The organism is Prosthecobacter sp. (genome assembly GCF_046154365.1).
Classification (GTDB): domain Bacteria; phylum Verrucomicrobiota; class Verrucomicrobiia; order Verrucomicrobiales; family Verrucomicrobiaceae; genus Prosthecobacter.
Genome location: NZ_JBJXFV010000040.1, coordinates 1 through 21401, shown reverse-complemented (window position 1 = coordinate 21401; position 21401 = coordinate 1). Strand labels below are relative to the sequence as shown.

Genomic DNA, 21401 nt, shown 5'->3' with positions numbered 1-21401 from the left:
CCCTCATGACCATCCCGCCCCTCCTCCACCGCATCACGGCTGCGCAGCCGTATCCGCTGCTGTTTGCGACGATCAGTGGGGCGCATCTTTACGGCTTTCCGTCGCCGGATTCGGATTTTGATCTGCGTGGGGCGCATGTGCTACCGCTGCCGAAGGTGTTGGGGCTGGACGTGCGGGATGAGACGGTGGAGGACAGCCGCGTGATCGAGGGGCTGGAGATGGACATCGTCTCGCATGACGTGAAAAAGTTCTTCGGCCTGCTGCTGAAGAAGAACGGCTATGTCCTGGAGCAGCTTTACTCGCCGCTGATCGTCCACACGACGCCAGAGCATGCGGAGCTGAAGGAGATCGCAAAGGGTTGCATCACACGGCACCACTCGCATCACTACTTCGGCTTTGTGGAGACGCAGTGGGAGCTGTTTGCCAAGGAATCGCCGAGGCGGGTGAAGCCGCTGCTGTATGTCTATCGTGTGCTGCTCACCGGCATCTGGCTCATGCGCACGGGCGTGGTGGAGGCGAATCTCGTCACGCTGAATGAAACCTTCCGCCTGCCCTACCTCCCGGATCTGATAGACCGCAAGCTCGCCGGACCGGAGCAAGGCACGCTCGATGACGGCGATCTGGCCTTTCACCAAGGCGAATACGAGCGCCTACGTGCCGAACTCCAAGCCGCCCACGATGCCAGCACGCTGCGTGAGTTGCCGGAAGAGACCACAAGGGCGGCGCTGAATGATCTACTCGTGCGGGTGAGGCTGCAAAATCGCGGATGACAATGTGCAGTGCCACTGCACATTATCATGCATATCCGCAGCAGCACTGCACATTGACATGTTCCACCGAATCCTTTCTAAAGAGCAAATCGACCAGGAATCCTGCTTTCTGTGGGGGCCGCGCCAGTCGGGGAAGAGCACGCTGCTGCGCGAGCTGTTCCCAGATGCGCCTTACTACGATTTGCTGCTGGCGAAGGAGCACCGCAGGCTCGCAGCCAATCCAAGCCTGCTGGCGGAGGAGTGCGCCGCGCTGGGCTGGAGCCGGAGGAACCAGCCCCATCCCATCATCATCGACGAGGTGCAGAAGCTGCCGGAACTGCTCGACGAGGTTCACTCGCTCATTAGCAAGCACGGCCTACGCTTCATCCTCACCGGCTCAAGCCCACGAAAACTGCTGCGTGGAGGTGGCAACCTCCTCGGCGGTCGAGCGGTGAGGCATGAGATGTTCCCGCTGGTGAGCGCCGAGGTGCCGGACCTCGACCTCGACCGCGCATTGAATCACGGGCTGCTGCCCCGGCACTACCTTTCCGCCAAACCTGCACCTCTGCTGGATGCGTATGTGGGCGATTACCTGCGTGAGGAAGTGCTCGCCGAGGCACTGACGCGGAGCCTACCTGCCTTTCAGCGATTCCTGGAGGCTGCGGCGTTCAGCAACGGACAGATCGTGAACTTCACGAGCATCAGCCGCGAGATTGGCGTGGCCGCGAACACGGTGCGCGGCTACTTTGAGGTGCTGGTGGACACTCTCATCGCCACCTGGGTGCCGGCCTGGACAAAGCGGGCCAAACGCCGCGTGATCGAGTCGCCGCGCTTTTATTTCTTCGATGTCGGCGTGGTGAATGACCTCGCCCACCGCGGCAAGATGAGTCCCGGCTCCTCAGAATACGGCGCGGCCTTCGAGCACTTTCTGTTCATGGAGCTGCGGGCGCATGCCAGCTATCGCGGAGGGCTGCCCATTTCCTACTGGCGCACGGCCTCCGGTTTGGAGGTCGATTTCATCCTCGGCAATGGCCAGATCGCTATCGAGGCGAAATCGAGCGACAACATCACCAGCGATCACCTCAAAGGCTTGCGTGCCTGGCGGGAAGAACACCCACAGAGCCGCTGCATCCTCGTCTCCCGCGTGCCCCGTGCCCGCGTGACTGAGGACAAGATCGAAATCCTGCCCTGGCAGAGCTTTTTGAAAATGCTGTGGCAGGGTGGGATCGCGATCTGAGGTCTGACGAAGCAATCCTCGTCAAGTATCACCCCCATCTTCCCCGATCGACTCCGTTGGGCAGCCTTCGAGGGCTTCGCGGCAAAGTGCGATCTCCTCAGCTGTCTCGGGTTGTCGGAAGACGAAACTCTGGCCGATCTCGTCATCCCGACGGAAGTGCGACGGGGCGGTGGAGGGGCAGAGGCCGCAGTCGATGCAGCTCGAAGCTGCACGGGAGGCTGGACTCTCGCAGAGCGCTCTCACGCGTCAGATGCAGTCGTTGGAGAGCAGGTTGGGCCTAGACCTCATCAATCGCACCACACGGTCTGTCGAGGTGACGGAAGCGGGGCACTATCTCGCAGCGGAGGCCGCTCGGCTCATCGGCGGCGTCACAGCGACACTCGATGGCTTGCACGCAGCGTTTGGCAGCGCGCGACCGGAGGTGCGGGTCAGCGTTTCTCGCACGCTCGCCATGGCGCACATGCCGGGACTCTTTCACGCGAATCATCAACGGCATCCCGAAGTGGCCTGCAGGATCGGGTACCATGCTGGCAGCACGATTCTGACCGCCTTGGATGCGAACGAGACCGACATCGGTGTGCTTTGCCCACCCACCAAGCTGCCGGACTCGGTGAAGATCACGCATCGCTTCAAAGATCGCTTTGAGCTCATCGCTCCGGCTGCGCTGGCTGCGCCAAAACGGGCCGACAGGCTCAAACTCTGGCTTCATGAGCAAACCTGGCTCATGATGGACTCTCAAACAAACACCGGCCAATCACTGCGCCGCTGGATGAAGCGAAATGGCCTCAGCGTGACGCCAACGATGGAACTCGACAGCTTTGACCTCATCATCAATCTCGTCGCCAGCGGATACGGAATCGCGCTCGTGCCCCGACGTGCGCTCGCACTCTACCGGCGAAAGGAATCGCTTGTGACAGTGCCTTTCGCCGAGACTTTCGAACGTGAAGTCGTCGTCCTCACCCGCAAACACCGCAAGCTGCCGCCTCATGTGGCAAAGTTTGTGGAGAACATTCTTTTCTGAACATGAGAACCTCCATCGATCACTGGTTGCCTTTGTGGCGGCGACTTGAAGCCTCTGGCGATGCCGCCGCTTGGCACGCACGACTGCTATCAGCCTATGCAGAGCCTCAGCGGGTTTATCATTCGCTCCAGCATCTGGATGAGTGCCTTCGAGTACTCGATGAGGCAAAGGCGAGTGGCTCGATGAAGCAGCCGGACCTCGTCGAGATGGCGCTTTGGTTTCATGATGCAGTTTATGATCCGAAAGGCAGCGAGAATGAAGCGCTTAGTATCCAGATGGCTGTGGAGGCACTGGGGGACGGTGAAGTGGCTAGCGAGGTGGCGCGGCTGATCATGCTCACGAAGTCGCATCAACTAGGCGAGGGGCTGGACGATGCGTGGATCATCGACATTGACCTCGCCATCTTTGCTCAAGCGCCAGAGCGGGTGGAGGAATACGAGCGGCAGATTCGTGCGGAATACGCCTGGGTGCCGGAGGCAGTGTATCGCGAGAAGCGTGCGGAGATTTTGACCGGGTTTCTGAATCGTGAGCGGATTTACCTGACGGACTTCTTTCACCAGCGCTACGATGAGATCGCACGACGAAATCTGTCGCAACTGATCGCGCAGTTCAGGTCGTAAACGAATCTCTCTTTCACGCACTCATGGCATCCAACATCTACGAAACCCGGCGACTGCTCGATGAATACCTGCTGTTTCATTATGGCCAGCCAGCGGAAGTGCTGCCGTGGGAGAATGGGCCGCGTGAGGCGCTGGGGTTTGCGGTGCGGACGGTGATGGAGTTGATCGATCTGCCGCGCACGCCGTGTGAGGCGGTGGCACTTGATCTGGGCTGTGCGGTGGGGCGGTCGAGCTTTGAGCTGGCGAATTTTGGTGTGAAGGTGCTGGGGATTGATTACTCGCAGAGTTTTGTCGATGCGGCGGCGGCGCTGGCGCGTGATGGGAGCATGAATTACGAGCGTGTGGATGAAGGCAGTGCGCGGACAGCGCTGGTGGCGCGTGTGCCGGAAAATCTGCGGCGGGATCGCGTGCGCTTTGAGCAAGGGGACGCGATGAACCTGCGCAGCGACCTCGGTGACTTCGACATCGTGCATGCGGCGAACTTGCTATGCCGTTTGACCGATCCGCTGAAGCTGATCAAGCGTCTGCCGAGTCTGGTGCGGCCGGGTGGGCAGCTTTTGCTGACGACACCTTGCACCTGGCTCGAAGAATTCACGCCGCGTGGCAACTGGCCGCAGGGTTCGACGCGGGAGTGGCTCACGGCGCTGCTGGAGCCGCATTTCGATCTCTCGAAGACCTGTGACATGCCGTTTTTGATCCGCGAGCATGCGCGGAAGTATCAGTGGAGCGTGGCGCTGGGGATGCGGTGGAGAAGGAAGGTATGATGTTCGGAGTCCCGGCTTTAGCCGGACAGGCGTGGCAAGCAGGGCGCTGTCGCGACTCTACCCGTCTCACCTACTCGGCAATTTTTCCGCCTGAAGGCGGGACTCCCAACATCTCCGAGCTTGCTTCGAGCCGCCGGTTCCGCCTAGCATGACGGCGCATGAAAAATACACTCCTTTTTGCCTCCCTCGCCTTCGCCGCCATTGCGCAGGCGCAGACACCGAACTTCAAAACGCAGCAGATCGATGATGCGGTCGGCATTGGCTACGGACTGGCTGTGGCGGATGTGAATGGCGACCGGCGCACGGACATCCTGCTCGCGGACAGCAACGTGATCGTCTGGTATGAGAACCCGACGTGGAAGAAGCATGTCATCGCCGAAAAGCTCACGGAGAAGGATCACGTGTGCATCGCGGCGCGTGACATTGATGGCGATGGTAAATGCGAGATCGCCGTGGGCGCGGAATGGAATCCGGGCGACACGACGGGCAGCGGCGCGGTGTTTTATTTGATCCCACCGGCAGACCGCACGCAGAAGTGGGAGCCGGTGAAACTGGCGCACGAGCCGACGACGCATCGCATGAAGTGGGTGCGCAACCGGGCGGGGCGTTATGATCTCGTGGTGGTGCCGCTGCATGGCCGTGGCAATGACAAGAACGCCGAAGGTGCGGGCGTGCGCGTGCTGGCGTATCACATGCCGGAAGATCCACACAAGCAATGGAACACCACACTGGTGCAAGGCACGATGCACAAGACGCATAACCTCGACATCATCCCGGCGCAGCCGAATGAGGCGGAAGGTTTGCTGCTGTGCGGCCGTGAAGGCGTGGTGCGGCTGAATCAAACCGACAATGGCTGGAAAGAGCAATGGATTGCGCAGCATCCGAAGGACTCCACCGAGCTGCAAGGCGCGGGTGAAGTGCGCTATGGGGCCTTTGCAGGCGGTCAGCCGTATGTGACGACGATTGAACCGATGCATGGCGACAAACTCGTGCTCTACACGCCACCGCCGGATGGACCGAAGGACGGTCCATGGCAACGGCGGGTGCTAAGCGATCAACTTGTGGATGGTCACGCCATCGCCACGCATGATTTGCTCGGCTTGAACAACCGCCAGATCGTGGTCGGCTGGCGAGCGCAGCAGAAAATCGGCAAGGTGGCGGTGAAGCTGTTTTGGACGACGAAAGAGGACGGCAGCGGCTGGCAAGAGGCCTTTTTGGACGATGGCGGCATGGCCTGCGAGGATGCTGTTTGTGCTGATCTCGATGGGGATCGCGATCTCGAAGTGATCGGCGCGGGCCGTCGTAGTAAGAATGTTAAGATTTACTGGAATCAGCGAAGCCAGTGAAAAGTAAATTTTTAGACTGGCTCTAGCGACTGGTTGCGCCGGCGCGGCTTGTGCTCCTAAAATCGCATCCGCCATGAAAGTCATTCGTCTCATCACACTCGCTGTTGGTGCGCTCTGCTTGAGCCAGTGCTCGTTGCCGGAGTTCCCGTTGTTTTCATCGCGTTCGGAGGTGGTGCGTCGCCCGATGACGATCATGCCGCCGTTCGCCTCGCAGCCGACGCTCTATGTCTGGCACGGTAGCGGGCGGCCAGGACCATTGAGTGTGAACATCGACCTCAGCGAGCAGAAGGCGTATCTTTTTAAAGGTGGCCAGAATGTGGGCTGGACCTATGTCGCCACAGGCCGCAGCGGCTTCCGGTCGCCCACCGGTACGTTTCGCATCATGGAAAAAATCGTGGACAAGCGCTCCAACCGCTATGGCATGATCGTGGACCGCCATGGCAACGTGGTGAACAGCAATGCCACCGCAGGCGTGTCCCGTGTTCCCGCAGGATGCCATTATGTAGGTGCTCAGATGCCCTACTGGATGCGCATCACGAGCTACGGAGTCGGCATGCATGCCGGGCCGATCCCGAATCCCGGCTCACCAGCCTCGCATGGCTGCATCCGCCTGCCGCGTGACATGGCGGAAACGATTTTCCAGCATGCCCCGGTGGGTGCGCGGGTGACGATCATGCAGTGAAGAGGTTTGCAGTTGTTGGCAGTGGTTTACGGTGGTTGACAGTTGTTTGCCGGAATCAGAGCCTCAGACATCCTTACCTCAGAGGAAACTCAGTGAGCCAGTTCTTCTCTGCGACCGTCCATCCTCTGCGGTTACCTGGTTTTACCCGCAGAGGATGGACGGTCGCAGAGGGATCATTGGTTTTCGCATCGTTAAATAAGAATGCGGTCAAAGATGGGGCCGGGGTCAGGATGTCTGAGCCTGGCTCGCAATAGCTGGTCTGGGAAAACCATGGTCAACCATGTCAACCACGGTAAACCACCGTCAACTCCGCGTCGCCTCGGCCAGAATCTCCTCAAAGCGTTGCAGCCAGGCTTGCGTGCTCGTCTCCCGCAGCAGCCACAGGCGTCCGGCACGCCCGACCACGAGACGTGCGGTGGCAGGCGTGGCTTCCATCGCCAGCACATCAGTCACGATGCCGCGCACATCGCCCGGCTCGTGCTGCAAGCCGGTGACGCCATGCTGTACGATCTCGTTCAGGCCGCCCGATTTGGCGGCGAGCACGGGTTTGGCATAGTCATAGGCTTCGTAAACCACGAGGCCCAGCGGCTCCCACCACGTTGACGGCACGATGACGGCACGGCAGCGGCGGATCGCCTCACGCTTTGTTTCACCCGAGATGTGGCCGAGCTGGTTGATGTACGGGTTGCTGCGCAAACGCTGCTGCACCGCATGAGCCAGCGGGCCTTCGCCGGCGATGTGCAGCAGTGGCGTGCGGTCGCCGAGCCGAGCCCGCAGTTCATCCCACGCGTCGAGCAGTGGAATGACGCCCTTCGATTCGACCAGACGCCCGAGAAACAGATAATAGCCTGCATCTTCGACCACTGGCGTCATCGGCAGGGCGTTCCACGCATGCCGCAGCGTGTGGACACGCGCGGCGGGCAGCGCTCCGGCATCAACGATGCGCTGGCGCATGAAGTCGGAAACCGTGACCCACGCCTTCACGCTTTTCAGCCAGCCGCTGCGATGCAACGCCTTCAGCATGACAGCAAACATGGCGCTCTTTACGACTGAGTTCTGCCACGCCCCGGCACGCACTTCTCTCCAGTAGCTGCCGTACAGCGCATCAGGCAGCAGCTTCCCGTTTAGTTGCAGCGTGCCGCCGACCGAGAACGGCCGGTAATTGTGCAGAAACTGCACCACCGGCAGTCCGCGTTGCAGCGCTGCATGATACAGCGACGGCGAACCGACCGGATGGATGTTATGAAACACCGCCGCGCCCGCACCGCTCGCATCCAGAGCAGATTCAAAACGACTGCGTGCATCGCGATTGTAAAACAGTCGTCTCGCCTGCTCAAATGTCGAAGGTGCCTGCTCTCCAGTCCATTCCGCGCTGTCAAACCGGCACCACGTCATGTCATGCATGGTGGCGAGGTCGGCGTGAATTTTGTCCACGATCAGCTCCTCGCCACCCCGGAAGAGGTAGCGGTTGAACACATGCAGCAGTGCGCGTGACGATTTGGGAGAGGAGGGGACCATCAGTGAAAAGCAGAGCACAAAAAGCCTGCGCCGTCATTTACCAAGCAGAACGCGGGCCACGCGGCAGATTCTGCCATGAAAAGCAGTGCCGTCTTGCCTAAATTCCCGCTTGGTTATATTCATCCGCCATGAAGCCCGCCAACCACCGCCTCTTCATCGCGGCAGCCTTCGTTGCTTTCAGTGCTTTGGCGCAGGATGCAGCGGTTCGCCCGTGGAAGGACGCGCAGGGCCGCGTCATCCAGGCCACGTTCATCAGTGCCACGGCGGACAGCGTCACCTTGAAGCTGGCAGATGGTAAAGAGCATCAAATCCCGCTCACTCGTCTCAGCGTCGAGGATCAGGCCTTCGTGAAGAGCCTAGCTCCCGCCGCGCCAGCGACCGCCCAGGGTGCCACGCCCGTCGTCTCTGCTTCCTCGTTGAACCGCCTCCCCATCGACAAGCGCACCTGGCCGGAGAACGTCGTCGTGCCGACGAAATCCATCGAGATCCAGATCATCGAGGAAAATCCCGCCGCACGGAAGTGCGTCTATCGCTCCGAAGGCTTTGAGTTCACCTCGCAGGCCAAGCTGGCTGGCAGCGTGATGAAGGAAGTCGCGCGTACCTTTGAAGCCACAAAAACCCTCGTCTCCTCGCTGCCCTGGGGTGTTGTTTGTCAGCCACCCGAAGGCTTCGAACGCTACAAGGCAGCGCTGTATGAGACCCGGAACGACTACATCGCCGCCGGCGGTCCCGAGAACTCGGGCGGTGTGTACATGAGCGGCGACAAAATCTTCCGCGTGCCCTTTGACAGCATCGGCCTCAAGCTCCTGGGCAAAACCTACGCCAAGGACGCCGACTACGACGGCGGCACCCTCATCCATGAGATCACCCATCAAGTGATGGACGCCTACCTCACCTTCTTGCCCGTGTGGGTCATCGAAGGCACCGCCGAATACACCGAGATGCTGCCTTACAACGCCGGCAAATTCCGCGCCGACGCCCACAAGACCGGCATCCGCGACCACATCAAGGAGATGGAAAAGCGCGGCTATCCGATCGACATCGGCAGCCTGGAGACGCACATGACGATGAACCGCGCCACCTGGTCCGGCATCGCCGACACCACCAACAAGAAGATGGGAGAGCTGTACTTCCGCTCCGTGCTGCTCGTCTATTTCTTCTGCCACCTCGACGGCGACAAAAAAGGCACGCGCTTCATCAAGTTCATGGACGCCGTCTATGGCGAGACCGAGGCGCTGCGCACCTTCTTCAAGGATCCTCGCGTCAAACACTTCCCCGACGGCCGCTTCAGCTATCCCACCAACTTCCCGCCGCCGGACATGAAGGGCGAGACCGCTCCCTTCAAACACCTGACGTTCCTCCTCAACGACCGCAGCTACTCGCAGATCGCGCAGGAAATCATCGCCGCCTACAAGGACATCGGCGTCAAGATTTCAGTGAACTGAGAGACCGCACCGCAGCATCCACTTTCGCGGCATCCAGACCGCCGTGGAACATCATCGCCTCAAAGCGGCCAAAATCCTTCGTCAGCATGCACACCACATACGCGCGTGATTCGAGCGTGGGAGAGCGCAGCGCATCCTGAAACAGCGGACGCACGCAGTCAGCCGTCTGGTCCAGCAGCAGCGCCGCATACGCGTCTTTGACCTCCCACCGCAGCTCCGCTCGCCACTCGCTGGCGATCTGCCGCACAATTTCATCATTCAAAACATCCCGCAATCCCTCGATCTCCTCGAAATCCTGCGCCGAGATCGCTGCGCGGATTTTTAGCAGCACCGCCGGGTCGGTGGGCCGCTGCGCCGTAACTTTCGGAGTCAGTGGCGGCGTCACCACCTCGGGCCGCCGTTGCAAAATCTCCTCCGGCGTGAAAACCCGCCCGCTCAGCCGCTCCTCCACCGCCACCTGGCGCAGCCAGTAACAGCCACATGCTCGCAAATGCTCCTCCATGCGGTATTCCGTCGCCTCCTGCAGCGTGAACCCCGCCCCGGTCGATTGCGAGCCGCTACGCTCCCCCAGCGAGATCGGCGTGGCCGGATGATCCAGGTGCAGATGCACATCCAGCACCGTGTTTTGGGCATGATCCTGCGGCAAATGGCCGAATCCGAGCGCGATGGTCGTGGCAGGCATGATTTTCTGAAGAAACCGACGATTTTTCAGACAGAACCGCCTCAAAGCAAGCCCCGCATTTGACGCACCCCCGCGACTGTGCAAGATGCCGCGCTTTCCGGCCCGCCAAGCGCGGCGAATCCACCCGATTCCTCTCCCCGGCCCCCGAAAGCGCCCAAATCATACGCTTTCCCTAAATCTCAAATCTGAAATTTCAGATCTCAAATTTCCCATGCCCAAAGACACCACCATCAAGACCATCCTCGTCATCGGTTCCGGCCCCATCGTCATCGGCCAGGGCTGTGAGTTCGACTACTCCGGCGTCCAGGCCTGCAAGGCTCTGCGCGAGGAAGGCTACCAGGTGGTGCTCATCAATTCCAATCCGGCCACCATCATGACGGACCCGGAGTTCGCGTATCGGACCTACATCGAGCCGATCAATCCCGAGATCGTCGAGAAGATCATCATGATCGAGAAGCCGGATGCGTTGTTGCCCACGCTCGGCGGCCAGACGGCTCTCAATTGCGCCATGTCGCTGTGGAATGCGGGCACGCTGACGAAACACGGCGTGCGCATGATCGGCGCGAATGCGGAGGCCATCGAGAAAGGTGAGGACCGGCTCAAGTTCAAGAACGCCATGCTCAAGATCGGGCTCGATCTGCCGCAGTCCGGCGTGGCGCACACGATTGAAGAAGCGCGCGTCATTGCTGCCGAGATCGGCACGCTGCCGCTCATCATCCGCCCGGCTTACACGCTCGGCGGCACCGGTGGCGGCATCGCTTATAACAAGGAGGAATTTGAAACCATCACGGCGAACGGACTCGATCTCTCGCCCGTCACCGAGGTACTCATCGAGGAATCGCTGCTGGGTTGGAAAGAGTTCGAGATGGAGGTCATCCGCGACTGCGCGGACAACTGCGTCATCATCTGCTCCATCGAGAACCTCGACCCCATGGGCGTGCACACCGGCGACTCCATCACCGTCGCGCCGATCCAGACGCTCACCGATCGCGAATACCAAATCATGCGCGACTTCTCCTTCGCCTGCATCCGCGAGATCGGCGTGGAGACGGGCGGATCAAACATCCAGTTCGCCGTACATCCCGACACGGGCCGCATGATCGTCATCGAGATGAATCCGCGCGTCAGCCGCAGCTCCGCGCTCGCGTCGAAGGCCACCGGCTTCCCCATCGCGAAGATCGCCGCCAAGCTCGCCGTCGGTTACACCCTCGATGAGCTTAAAAACGACATCACGCGCCACACGCCCGCCGCGTTCGAGCCCACCATCGACTACGTCGTCACCAAGATCCCGCGTTTCACCTTCGAAAAATTCCCCGGTGCCAACGAAACGCTCACCACGCAGATGAAATCCGTCGGCGAGGCCATGGCCATCGGCCGCACCTTCAAAGAGAGCCTGCAAAAGGCCCTGCGCAGCCTGGAGATCAAACGCTTCGGCCTCATCGGCGATGGTGCCGACAAGGAAGTCGATGACGAGACGCTCACCACCAAGCTCACCGTGCCCAATGCCGAGCGCATCTTCTTCCTCGGCCAGGCCTTCGCGAAGGGCTGGGATGTGGAGAAGGTGTTTTCGCTCACCAAGATTGATCGGTGGTTCTTGAGGCAGATTGAGGAGATTGTGAAGGAACAAGAAGCATTCGAAAGCTGGAACGAAAGCGGCCTCGTGAATGCCACAGGTGAAAACATCTTGGCTGTGAGTTCCAACGCTCACGCGATGCAGGCACTAAACTTTGTCCAACACTCTAAGCCAGGAGCAGAGGTTGAGCAGGACTGCGCAGACAGGCTGCGCCGAATGAAACGTCTCGGATTCTCTGACGTGCAACTCGCTCATCTCAGCCGCAGGAGAGACCTCACTGTTCACCGCACAACTGGAACTGAAAAGATCAATGACGAGAAACCGCTAAGTTCCATCGAAGCACGAGCAATCCGCAAAGCAGCTGGCATCGTCCCCACCTACCGCCTCGTGGACACCTGCGCCGCCGAGTTCGAGGCCTTCACGCCTTACTACTACTCCACCTACGGCATCGAGGACGAGGTGCGCGACAACGACCGCAAAAAAGTCATGATCCTCGGTGGCGGCCCCAATCGCATCGGCCAGGGCATCGAGTTCGACTACTGCTGCGTCCATGCCAGCTTCGCCATGCGTGAGCTGGGCTTTGAGACCATCATGGTCAACTCCAACCCCGAGACTGTCTCTACCGACTACGACACCTCTGATAAACTTTACTTTGAGCCCCTCACGCTCGAAGACGTGCTCAACATCTACGAGCGCGAAAACGTCAACGACCAGGTGCTCGGCGTCATTGTCCAGTTCGGCGGCCAGACCCCGCTGAACCTCGCCAAAGGCCTCGAAGAAAACGGCGTCCGCATCATCGGCACCTCGCCGAAGAACATCGAGCTCGCCGAAGACCGCAAACTCTTCGCTGCCTTACTCGATCAACTCGGCCTGCATCAAGCCCCCAGTGGCACCGCCACCAACCTTGAGGAGGCTCTCGTCGTCGCCAATCGCGTTGGTTTCCCCTGCCTCGTGCGCCCTAGCTTCGTGCTCGGCGGTCGCGCCATGCAGATCGTTTACACCGAAGCGGAGCTCAGCCACTACATGCTCACCGCCGTCGAGTATTCCACCCCTCAATCCGGTCACTCAGGTCAACAAAGTCCCGGCACCCACACCGCCAACAAACCCATCGTCACCGCCGACAAACCCCTCCTCATCGACCGCTTCCTCGAAGATGCCACCGAGGTCGATGTCGATTGCATCAGCGACGGCGAAACCACCGTCATCGGCGCCATCATGGAGCACATCGAAGAAGCCGGTATCCACTCCGGCGACAGCGCCTGCGTCATCCCGCCCTTCAGCCTCAGCGCCGCCATGCAGGACCGCATCCGCGACGCCGCCAAAAAGCTCGCCAAAGCCCTCAACGTCCGCGGCCTCATGAACATGCAGCTCGCCGTCAAAGGCGACGACCTGTATGTCATCGAAGTCAACCCCCGCGCCAGCCGCACCGCGCCCTTCGTCAGCAAAGCCATCGGCGTCCCATTGCCCAAACTCGCCGCCAAAATCATGGTCGGCAAGACCTTGAAGGAACTCGGCTTCACCGAAGAAGTCATCCCCAAGCATCACAGCGTCAAAGAAGCCGTCTTCCCCTTCAGCAAATTCACCGGCGTGGACATCATCCTCGGCCCCGAGATGAAGAGCACCGGCGAAGTCATGGGTATCGACTACGACCTCGGCATGGCCTTCGCCAAGAGCCAGATGGCCGCCGGCGGCACCCTCCCCACGAAGGGCAACGTCTTCATCAGCGTCAAAGACAGTGACAAACTCAAAGCGGTCAGCTCCGGCAAAGCCAGCGATGGTTCGGGCCAACAAACAGCATCAACGGAAACCGACCGCCCCAACGTCGTCCGCATCGCCAAAGGCTACGCCGACCTCGGCTTCACCCTCTACGCCACCAGCGGCACCGGCAGCGTCATCTCCGAAGCCGGCATCCCCGTGAACATCCTCCCCAAACTCGCCAGCGGCCAGCGCCCCAACGTCATCGACCTCATGAAGAACAAGGACATGGCCCTCGTCATCAACACCCCCAGCGGCAAAAACCCCCGCGAGGACGAAGTGAAGATCCGCACCGCCGCGATGCAGAACCGCATTCCGATCATGACCACGCTGCGTGGTGCCGATGCCGCGCTGCGGGCGATCAAGTCACTGCAAGGCAGCGAGGTGCAGGTGCGGGCTTTGCAGGAGTATCATCAGTAATACCCAATGAGCGAGCCTTCTGACCACAGCATCAAGATCGAACTCCCCCAACTCAAGCGCGAGTTCGTCTTTGAGACTCCTCAGAAGCTCTTGGAGTGGCAGGAACAGCTTCGGGCAGAATGGAACTGGTTGAGCAACTCACCGGCCCGAAACGCATGGTCACAGCAAGAAAGCCACCTCAGTTCCATCAAGCAGGCTGGCTGCGAATGAGTGGATGAGAAATCCACAACATCAGGGGATGCGCGATCAGGCGAGAAATATCGTTCATGGCGCGATCCAGCAGATGTTTAGCAACGATAATTCGCTGTTTGGCAAGGCAGCCCACATCGCGTTCATCAAAGATGTTCTTCAGAAGCATGGGCACGCCGCCGCCTCCGGTGTCTTCGCAGTGCTCTCGCGCTCTGACATTCACTTTGAGCGGAATGTTAACGAGGCATTTTTCGGCGGATTGCTAAGAGGGTTCTTGTTTCAGAATGAGATCGATTGGACAGCATCAGCTCATCGCAAGGTTTTGGATGATCTCGAAGCTCAATACAAACAGCGTTTGGAGGATCAAGAGGCTCGACTACAACATCTGGAGGCTGAAAATCTGCGCTTGAACGGAGCCCATGACGCTACGCTCAAAGCCAAATCAGATGGACTCGACGAACTCAGCTTGTCCAAGGCATCAGTGCTCGATGAACTTCATACAGCCAAAGAAACTGCGCTGAATGAGCTTTATGCAGCGAAAGACAAGGCTTTTGCTGACTTGGCCACTAAACATGAGGCGAACCTCAAAAACATTGAGGACACATTTCACAACAAGCTCGCCCTACAAAAGCCCATCGACTACTGGAGAGAGAAAAAGGTATCGCATGTGAAGCTTGCCAAAAGGTTTGCGTGGGCCTCAGGCATTGTTCTTGTCGTTTTCGGTGTGGGGCTGGGCTTTTTGATTCACTGGGCATTTGGAAACCTGGAGGCCAATGAGAATCCCAAGCATTGGCAAGTTGGTGTCACGATTATCGCGGCGTTCTTCGTCATCTGGATCGTTCGCCTATTGGTTCGAATGTTTCTCAGTCATCAACACCTTGCCGCAGATGCCGCCGAGCGTGTGACCATGGTGCAGACCTATCTTTCGTTGAGCCTAGAAGGACAAGGTGTCGCTCCAGCGGACAGGTCCGTGATCCTTCAGCAGCTTTTCAAATCTGCATCTGACGGTCTCGTCAAGGATGACGGCGCTCCTCCAACTGCTCTGGAGTGGTTTTCTCGCCCGAAGTAGCCCAAAGCTTCCAGGAGCGTCCCACCCATCGAATCCCCGCGAGGCAGAAGCAGGGGAACACCCTCAGCAGGCCCAGGCAGAGGCCATGGAGAGCTTGGGCTTCGCAGTCTTAATTAGAAGTTGACCGATGGAGTTCATCCGCCTCGTGGAGCGCGGGGTGAATGCGCCGACGATGAACGTGAACCGCTGATCCCCACGCCCGCCTACCCCTTGACCGCCGCCCGCTTCCCCGTCGTCTTCCCCCTGGCCCGCTTCGGCTTCGCTGGCGACAACGGCAGCGCAAACTTGAGCCTCAATCGTTCCGATACGGAGCCGTGTAGTTGCCCTTCTTGTCGATGATGCCTGCCTCGAACATGATCCGCCGAGATTGGGCACGGGTCGTGCGCTTCATCATGGCAACCGTGTAGTTGAACCATTCGTCAGTGAGGTAGCCAGGGTAAGGCCCTGCGGGCCGCTTCGGCGCAGGAGGGCGATGGGTGACCTTCGGCGTGCTGGATTTAGCTTTGGTCGCAGGCATGGCTAGTTCGTTTGGCGGGGTTTGAAGTAGCCCAAGATGCACGAGGGATCACGAACGGCAATTTGGATGTGGGACTTTTCTCGGATTTCGGAGCCAGCAAAGACGGGCTGGCCCTCTTGAAACACGCCGCGCACGGTCTGGAACTTGTATCTCCATGCTTTCTCGAATCTTGGAAGCGCGAAATTGATCACCGCGCAGTCCAACCGATGCACAAGGTCTTTGTTGACGGGCAAGGGCCGGGGCGCGCTGCGGAGGTAGTCCGCGTGAGCCAGTTTCAACAAGTCCGTGTGTTGGGTGTCGAGCAGATCAAAGCAAGAGCCGAGTTGAATCACGGCACCGAGCACCGCTGGCTTGGCAATGCGTTTCGGGAAACGCCGATGAAGCTCCTCCGCCCATGCCATGGCACGATCCGGCCCAAACTCCCAGAAGTAGATGCCAGAGCCGAGCCAGTCGTAATCGTTCTCGCTCACCTTCAACGTCTCGCCCGTTTGCAGCACTCGATTTGCCAACGCTTCATCGCAGCCGTGGTAGGCGATGATGGTGCGTTGGTAGTCGAGATGCCGCATGGCGAGGATCGTAACCAGCGGCCTCGATTTGCCAAGCACGGATCGCCTGCACGATGTGAGCCGCGCTCACGCCAGCGCCTCTTGGCAATACTGTACGCACTTCTTCACTTCAGCAACGGCGTCGGAGCCTTCGGGGATCTTGTATTCCAGCTCGATCTCGGCGGGGAAGGTCCACTTCTCCTTCCGCATCAATTGCAGCACTTCCTTGATCGGTGTCTGGCCTTGACCCCAGGGCACGTTGCCGCCGTCGGCGGTGCGGTCCTTCAGGTGCAGGTTCGTGATGCGGGCGTGATACTTCTCGAGCACGGGGATGGGTGACTTGCCCTTGGTGCCGGCGACGTAGTGGCCGATGTCGAGGTTGAAGCCAATGTATTGGCCGAGATCCAGGATGGAGTCGAACTTGTCCATCTCCGGCAGGTTGTTCGTGTGGTTGTGGAAGCCGACCCAGATCTTGTGCTTGTCCGCAAACGGTGCCACACGCGCGGCGAGGATGGCATTGCGCTCGGTGGTCACGCCGGTGCAGCCCAGCGCCTTGGCCACAAGGAAGCTGAACTCGATCTCCTCATTCGACTGACCGAAGCCCATCTTGTGGATGTGAATGTTGACGCCTGCCTCGTTATACATCTTCCGCAGCTCACGGCACTTCGCGAGCTGCTGCTCACGCTCCGCGTCGGTGGCCTTGCCTTTGATGCCCGTGAAGTCCTGGATCGGTCCGCCCATGAGTTCCGTCTCGCTGAGGCCGTCATCCAGCAACGCCTTCAGCGTCTCCTCGGCGGTCTTCGCCATGCTGCGGTAGCTATACGTGATGCAGCCGATGCGCACGCCATTGAAGACCGAGTTCGGCTTCTCAGCGGCCGATGCGAATCGAGGAAGCGAGAGGCCAGTGGCGGTGGCGAGAGCGGTGCCGAGGAAGCTGCGACGGGAAAGCGGGTGAGTGGTCATGCAAAGGTGAAACGCCGAAGCACGGCGTCTTTTACCTGAATCGCATGGAAATCAATCACGTGGAGGCGAAGGGCTCCTGTCCCTTCTTGCCGCGTTCATCTCCCCACGCTAACAAGAATGCATGACCCTCACGCTTCCCAAGTGGTTCGATCTCCACACGCACTTCCGCCAAGGCCCGGCGATGGCTTCGTATGTCCAGGCGCATCTCGACATGGGCTGCTCGGGCGCTTTGGCCATGCCGAACACGCAGCCGCCGGTGTCTCGGGCCTCCGGTGTGGCTCAAAGCGATGGCTGGAGCATCGAAAGCTACTCTGCGGAGCTACGAGCGGCGGGTGCAGATGCGTTTGAGCAGCTCATCGTGCCGCTCTACCTCACGCGGCACACCACGGCGGCGATGATTCGCGAAGGAGCTTCCTCAGGGCTGCTGCGGGCCTGCAAATACTACCCGCCGCATGGCACGACGAACTCGGAGCATGGCATGCCGATGGACGACCTCATCAGCGGCGAGGTGTTCCGTGCCATGGAGGAGTGCGGCATCGTTCTCTGCATCCACGGTGAGCAGCACGCACTGAGCGGGCCGGACTACATCGACGCCGCACAGAACGCCGAGACGCGATTCTACAGCGAGCGCATGCCTCGACTTCTCACGGCACACCCGAAACTGCGTATCGTGTGCGAGCACATCACCACGCGCACGGCGGCGGAGTTTGTGGTGGCGGCACCGGAGCATGTCGGGGCAACGATCACACCTCAGCACCTGCTCTACACTCTCGGGCATCTGATTCAGGGGCTGAAGTATCATCTCTACTGCCTGCCCATTGTGAAGTTTCAGGAGGATCGCGCGGCGCTGCGGGCGGCAGTGACGAAAGCAGGCCAATTCAAATTCTTCGCGGGCACGGACAGCGCTCCGCACACGACCAAGGCCACGGCCTGTGGCTGCGCGGCAGGCTGCTTCACCGGCGGCTGTGCGCCGCAGCTCTATGCGATGGCCTTTGAAGACGCGGGCGTCGATCTCGGCACCGCCAACGGCCAGGCCATCTTCGAGCGCTTCCTCAGCCTCAACGGCCCCGCTTTCTACGGCTTTCCGGCCTCAAAGCAGCGATTCCAGATGAAGAAGGCTTCATCACAGACGCCGATCCTCGAAACACCCGCCGGTCCCGTAACTCCGCTGCCGCTTGGCATGGGCATCGAGCTGACGTGGCGGATCGTTGAGTGAGACAAATCCATTTAATCCCATGCCCGATCTGAACGTCATCGCCACGCTGCGCACCTGCTACACCGACAAATTTGGTGTGCCGCGCCAGTCAGGGCTCGTGCCGGCCGCGTGGGGCGTGATTGAGTTTGAGCCAGCGTATCGTCGCGTCGAAGCAGTGCGCGGTATCGAGGAGTTCAGCCACCTGTGGCTCATCACGCAGTTTCATCTGGTGAGCGAGGAGCCAACCTCACTCACCGTACGCCCGCCGAAACTCGGTGGGAACGAGAAACGCGGCGTGTTTGCCACACGCTCGCCTTTCCGGCCGAACCGGCTGACCTTGAGCGTGGTGAAGCTGGATCGTGTGGAACTGGAAGGCGACATGGCTCCGCGATTGTTCGTGTCCGGCGTCGATCTGGTCGATGGGACGCCCGTTTTCGACATCAAACCGTATGTGCGCTACGCGGATTCGATTCCCGAGGCCCACAGCGGCTTTGCGGACTCTCCGCCACCACCGGTTCCGGTGATCTGGGAGTGTGAAAGCCTCGTGCCGGACGATGTGCGTGTGATCATCGACCAATCCCTCGCCCAACAGCCGCAACCGGCCTATCACGATGACTCAGATCGCGAGTATGCGACGGAGATCGCGGGTTGGCGGGTGAAGTGGACTGCGACCACCGATGGCGCTTGCGTGAAGAGTTGCGAATTCGTCGGGTGAACGACACAGAAGAACCATTCGCAGCATGCTTTCGACCGATCTTCCCATCCGCGCTGCCACGGCAACCGCCATCGCCCACGGCATCACGCCGGATCGCTGCAACATTCTGCAAAACGGCAGCACACTCGTTTTGAGGCTCACGGAGACGCTGGTGGCACGCGTGGTACAGGATCGCGACGGACCGCGGCAGGGGACGGCGTGGTTTGCCAGAGAAAACGCCATCGCGCAGCATCTCACGCTGCAGGGAGCACCGACAATCCCGCTGCATCCCGAGATGCCACCCAGTCCACACGAGCATCTGGGTTATCCGCTGAATTTTTGGGAGTACGTGACGCGAATTGCAGCGGAACCTAATCCAGCCGAGATCGGACGCACGCTGCGTCAGTGTCACGATATCTTGCGCAGATTCCCCGAGCCATTGCCAAAGCTCGCGATCCTCACTGAAAGCCTCGCCATTCTCGATGAACGCGAACTCTTCGCGAAACCGACTCAGCAGATGCTGTGTGATCATCTCGCGACCTCCATTGAGGTCTTGAGCCACTACCCGCACCAGCCACTGCATGGGGATGCGCACATGGGAAACCTCATGAATACGACACGGGGCCTGCTGTGGACGGATTGGGAAGATGCCTTCGCCGGTCCCGTCGAGTGGGATGTGGCCTCGATCATCTGGAATGCGAAGTTCCTTGATGAAGATCACGCCATGGTGAAGGCGATCCTGGATGCGTATGGCCCGGTGGATGAAACAGCGCTCCAGCAAAGCCTCATCGGGCGCGCTGCGGTGATGACGGCGTGGTATCCCATCCTGTATCCGAATCCGAACGCAGACCGGCAGGAAAAGCTCCGTCGTCGCATCGAGTGGCTGGAGCAAGCGTGATCAAGCTGCCACGAGTGGATGCGTGCGCCTCACGAGCGGGAACTCGACGCGCTGGCCGGTCATGCCGGCCTGGAAAACACCATGCGCCATTTCGATGGCCTTCATGGCGCGTTCGCCAGAACCGAGCGGCTCGCGATTTTCGTCGATGGCGCGCAACCAGTCGCGCACCACGCGTCGATGCGCGGCATCGTAGCCAGTGATGCCGTCGATGGTGGCCTCGGTGGCGGGGTCGATACCGCCATTCCAGTCCTTCCAGCTCTCGGTGCGAGTAGTGGCGGCGCGATTCGGCTCGGTGAGGATCGACAGCGTGGGCACGGCTCCGGAGTTGAGTCGGATCACTCCTTTTGATCCGATGATCTCCATACCGAACGGACCAGCGGCTTTCTCCAAGCCCACTCGACTGCGGAAGGTGACGTTCACGCCCGAATCCATGGCAAAGCTCGCGAAGATGTCGTCGCCAACAACCGGACCGACTTTGTCCGCAGGAGACTCCTTGGCATCGGCGCTTGTCGGTGTCTTGCCCTGAAGCCGGATGCGAGCCTGGCACCACTGCACCTCGCCGCCGAACAGCCGAGTCAGATCAAACACATGAAGCCCCAGCACCATCATGTCCTGACCACCTGCGCGTGAGCCCATCTTGCCCACGGTGTGAATCTCCAGCACCTCGCCGATGAGGCCCTCGCGCAACGCCTTCTCCAGCCGGAGCACGCTCGGGGCCATGCGCGCGACATGTGCCACGGCGATGCGCCGCTGCTGCTCTTTAGCCAGCCGAAGGATTTCATCGCCCTCTGCCAGTGTCACGGTGAACGGCTTCTCCAAATACAAATGCGCCCCGGCCTGAAGCGCGGCCAGCGCCATCGCGTGATGCTCGGTCGCCCAGCGCGGGCCGATGGCCACCAGGTCCGGCTTCTCCTTGTCCAGCATCGCGCGGAAGTCCGCGTAGTCCCGCGCCGCACCACATGCCGCCTTTGCCTTCGTGCGACCCGCCTCATTCGGATCAGCGACAGCCACCACGGATACATTCGGCAGTCCGTTGAAAACGTGCTCGATGCCATGCCCATAGTCGCCAGCTCCCGTGTGGCCGATGATCGCGGCTTTGCGTGGCGGAGCATCTGCCGCACGAAGGGAATGCGCCGCAGCCCATGCGGTGCTGCCGAGGAGAATATTGCGCCGTGTCCAGTCGGTGGTCTTCATGATGAGGGAATACGCTGCGCCGCCATGAGTTCATGCCATGCGGACTTTGATGAGGAAGAACCTTTCGTCATTCGCAGCAAAACTCACTCTGAGCTGTAACCATGCAGTTGGGTTTGCGCTGAGCGCGGCAGCGTCCTGGAGTGCTCCAGCCCTCTGGAGCTTGTCGCAGGCCAGGGGACGCTCGAAAGCGCCAGAGGACTCTGAGCTTTACCCACAAGATAGAAAATATAAATTGTACACTGGCTACAGTGGCTATCTATAGGCGGGTGTCCCCTACTTCTCTCCCTTCGATTTCGCCCGCCCCCGCAACGCCTTTCCCTGGCAA

General features: G+C 60.1%; 20 protein-coding genes. 13 read left to right on the top strand and 7 right to left on the bottom strand.

Translation table 11 applies throughout. The features are described 5' to 3' along the window. Nucleotides 1-5 precede the first annotated feature (5 nt). Together ACKVY0_RS04545 and ACKVY0_RS04540 are read left to right on the top strand one after the other, a co-directional pair. Nucleotides 6-770, top strand: coding sequence for a DNA polymerase beta superfamily protein (locus ACKVY0_RS04545; RefSeq protein ID WP_409213606.1), 765 nt, complete (start codon nt 6-8; stop codon nt 768-770). Nucleotides 771-828: 58 nt separating this feature from the next. After that, nucleotides 829-1986, top strand: a complete 1158-nt coding sequence (locus ACKVY0_RS04540; RefSeq protein WP_409213605.1) for an ATP-binding protein — start codon at nt 829-831, stop codon at nt 1984-1986. Between the two features lie 21 nt (nt 1987-2007). On the opposite strand, the gene ACKVY0_RS04535 is transcribed toward ACKVY0_RS04540, so the two are convergent. Next, a complete protein-coding gene (locus ACKVY0_RS04535) occupies nt 2008-2229 on the bottom strand; it encodes a ferredoxin (protein ID WP_409213604.1) in 222 nt (73 codons plus the stop codon). On the opposite strand from ACKVY0_RS04535, the gene ACKVY0_RS04530 reads away from it, so the two are divergent. The 5 genes from ACKVY0_RS04530 (at nt 2180) to ACKVY0_RS04510 (ending at nt 6419) form a co-directional block, all read left to right on the top strand. Beyond that, nucleotides 2180-3007, top strand: coding sequence for a LysR family transcriptional regulator (locus ACKVY0_RS04530; protein WP_409213603.1), 828 nt, complete (start codon nt 2180-2182; stop codon nt 3005-3007). The genes ACKVY0_RS04535 and ACKVY0_RS04530 overlap by 50 nt on opposite strands. Before the next feature lie 2 nt (nt 3008-3009). Then, complete coding sequence (locus ACKVY0_RS04525; protein ID WP_409213602.1) at nt 3010-3627, top strand: hypothetical protein; 618 nt, start codon at nt 3010-3012, stop codon at nt 3625-3627. 23 nt (nt 3628-3650) lie between these two features. Further along, nucleotides 3651-4391, top strand: a complete 741-nt coding sequence (locus ACKVY0_RS04520; RefSeq protein WP_409213601.1) for a putative 4-mercaptohistidine N1-methyltransferase — start codon at nt 3651-3653, stop codon at nt 4389-4391. Between the two features lie 158 nt (nt 4392-4549). Beyond that, a complete protein-coding gene (locus ACKVY0_RS04515; protein ID WP_409213600.1) occupies nt 4550-5737 on the top strand; it encodes an FG-GAP repeat domain-containing protein in 1188 nt (395 codons plus the stop codon). Nucleotides 5738-5810: 73 nt separating this feature from the next. Continuing rightward, on the top strand, nt 5811-6419 hold the full coding sequence (locus tag ACKVY0_RS04510; RefSeq protein WP_409213599.1) for a L,D-transpeptidase: 609 nt from the start codon (nt 5811-5813) through the stop codon (nt 6417-6419). 303 nt (nt 6420-6722) lie between these two features. Here the strand turns inward: ACKVY0_RS04510 and ACKVY0_RS04505 are convergent, their stop codons facing one another. Continuing rightward, entirely contained in the window at nt 6723-7937 is a 1215-nt protein-coding gene (locus ACKVY0_RS04505) for a glycosyltransferase family 4 protein (protein WP_409213598.1), read from the bottom strand. A 128-nt stretch (nt 7938-8065) separates the two neighbouring features. On the opposite strand from ACKVY0_RS04505, the gene ACKVY0_RS04500 reads away from it, so the two are divergent. Next, nucleotides 8066-9382 carry an SHD1 domain-containing protein gene (locus tag ACKVY0_RS04500; RefSeq protein WP_409213597.1) on the top strand — a complete coding sequence of 439 codons (1317 nt, stop codon included), beginning with the start codon at nt 8066-8068 and terminating at the stop codon, nt 9380-9382. Here ACKVY0_RS04500 and ACKVY0_RS04495 read toward each other — a convergent pair. Then, a complete protein-coding gene (locus tag ACKVY0_RS04495) occupies nt 9363-10064 on the bottom strand; it encodes a hypothetical protein (RefSeq protein WP_409213596.1) in 702 nt (233 codons plus the stop codon). The genes ACKVY0_RS04500 and ACKVY0_RS04495 overlap by 20 nt on opposite strands. A gap of 211 nt (nt 10065-10275) precedes the next feature. Here ACKVY0_RS04495 and carB point away from each other — a divergent pair, with 211 nt between their 5' ends. Together carB and ACKVY0_RS04485 are read left to right on the top strand one after the other, a co-directional pair. After that, complete coding sequence (gene carB, locus ACKVY0_RS04490; RefSeq protein WP_409213595.1) at nt 10276-13812, top strand: carbamoyl-phosphate synthase large subunit; 3537 nt, start codon at nt 10276-10278, stop codon at nt 13810-13812. A 214-nt stretch (nt 13813-14026) separates the two neighbouring features. Beyond that, complete coding sequence (locus ACKVY0_RS04485) at nt 14027-15070, top strand: DUF6161 domain-containing protein (RefSeq protein WP_409213594.1); 1044 nt, start codon at nt 14027-14029, stop codon at nt 15068-15070. A gap of 292 nt (nt 15071-15362) precedes the next feature. Here ACKVY0_RS04485 and ACKVY0_RS04480 read toward each other — a convergent pair whose 3' ends face one another. The 3 genes from ACKVY0_RS04480 to ACKVY0_RS04470 form a co-directional block, all read right to left on the bottom strand. Beyond that, nucleotides 15363-15587 (bottom strand): hypothetical protein, encoded by a 225-nt coding sequence (locus tag ACKVY0_RS04480; RefSeq protein ID WP_409213593.1) that lies wholly within the window; start codon nt 15585-15587, stop codon nt 15363-15365. 2 nt (nt 15588-15589) lie between these two features. Beyond that, the gene (locus ACKVY0_RS04475) at nt 15590-16153 is read right to left on the bottom strand and encodes a hypothetical protein (RefSeq protein ID WP_409213592.1); all 564 of its coding nucleotides are present in this window, start codon (nt 16151-16153) and stop codon (nt 15590-15592) included. A gap of 66 nt (nt 16154-16219) precedes the next feature. Continuing rightward, nucleotides 16220-17095, bottom strand: a complete 876-nt coding sequence (locus ACKVY0_RS04470; RefSeq protein ID WP_409213591.1) for a sugar phosphate isomerase/epimerase family protein — start codon at nt 17093-17095, stop codon at nt 16220-16222. A gap of 121 nt (nt 17096-17216) precedes the next feature. On the opposite strand from ACKVY0_RS04470, the gene ACKVY0_RS04465 reads away from it, so the two are divergent. The 3 genes from ACKVY0_RS04465 to ACKVY0_RS04455 are packed head-to-tail and all read left to right on the top strand — an operon-like array spanning nt 17217 to nt 19882. Continuing rightward, nucleotides 17217-18311 (top strand): dihydroorotase, encoded by a 1095-nt coding sequence (locus ACKVY0_RS04465; protein ID WP_409213590.1) that lies wholly within the window; start codon nt 17217-17219, stop codon nt 18309-18311. Between the two features lie 19 nt (nt 18312-18330). Continuing rightward, a complete protein-coding gene (gene tsaA / locus ACKVY0_RS04460; RefSeq protein WP_409213589.1) occupies nt 18331-19005 on the top strand; it encodes a tRNA (N6-threonylcarbamoyladenosine(37)-N6)-methyltransferase TrmO in 675 nt (224 codons plus the stop codon). A 25-nt stretch (nt 19006-19030) separates the two neighbouring features. After that, entirely contained in the window at nt 19031-19882 is an 852-nt protein-coding gene (locus tag ACKVY0_RS04455; protein ID WP_409213588.1) for a phosphotransferase, read from the top strand. Here the strand turns inward: ACKVY0_RS04455 and ACKVY0_RS04450 are convergent, their stop codons facing one another. Then, on the bottom strand, nt 19883-21076 hold the full coding sequence (locus ACKVY0_RS04450; RefSeq protein WP_409213587.1) for a Gfo/Idh/MocA family protein: 1194 nt from the start codon (nt 21074-21076) through the stop codon (nt 19883-19885). It lies immediately after the preceding gene. Between the last annotated feature and the right edge of the window lie 325 nt (nt 21077-21401).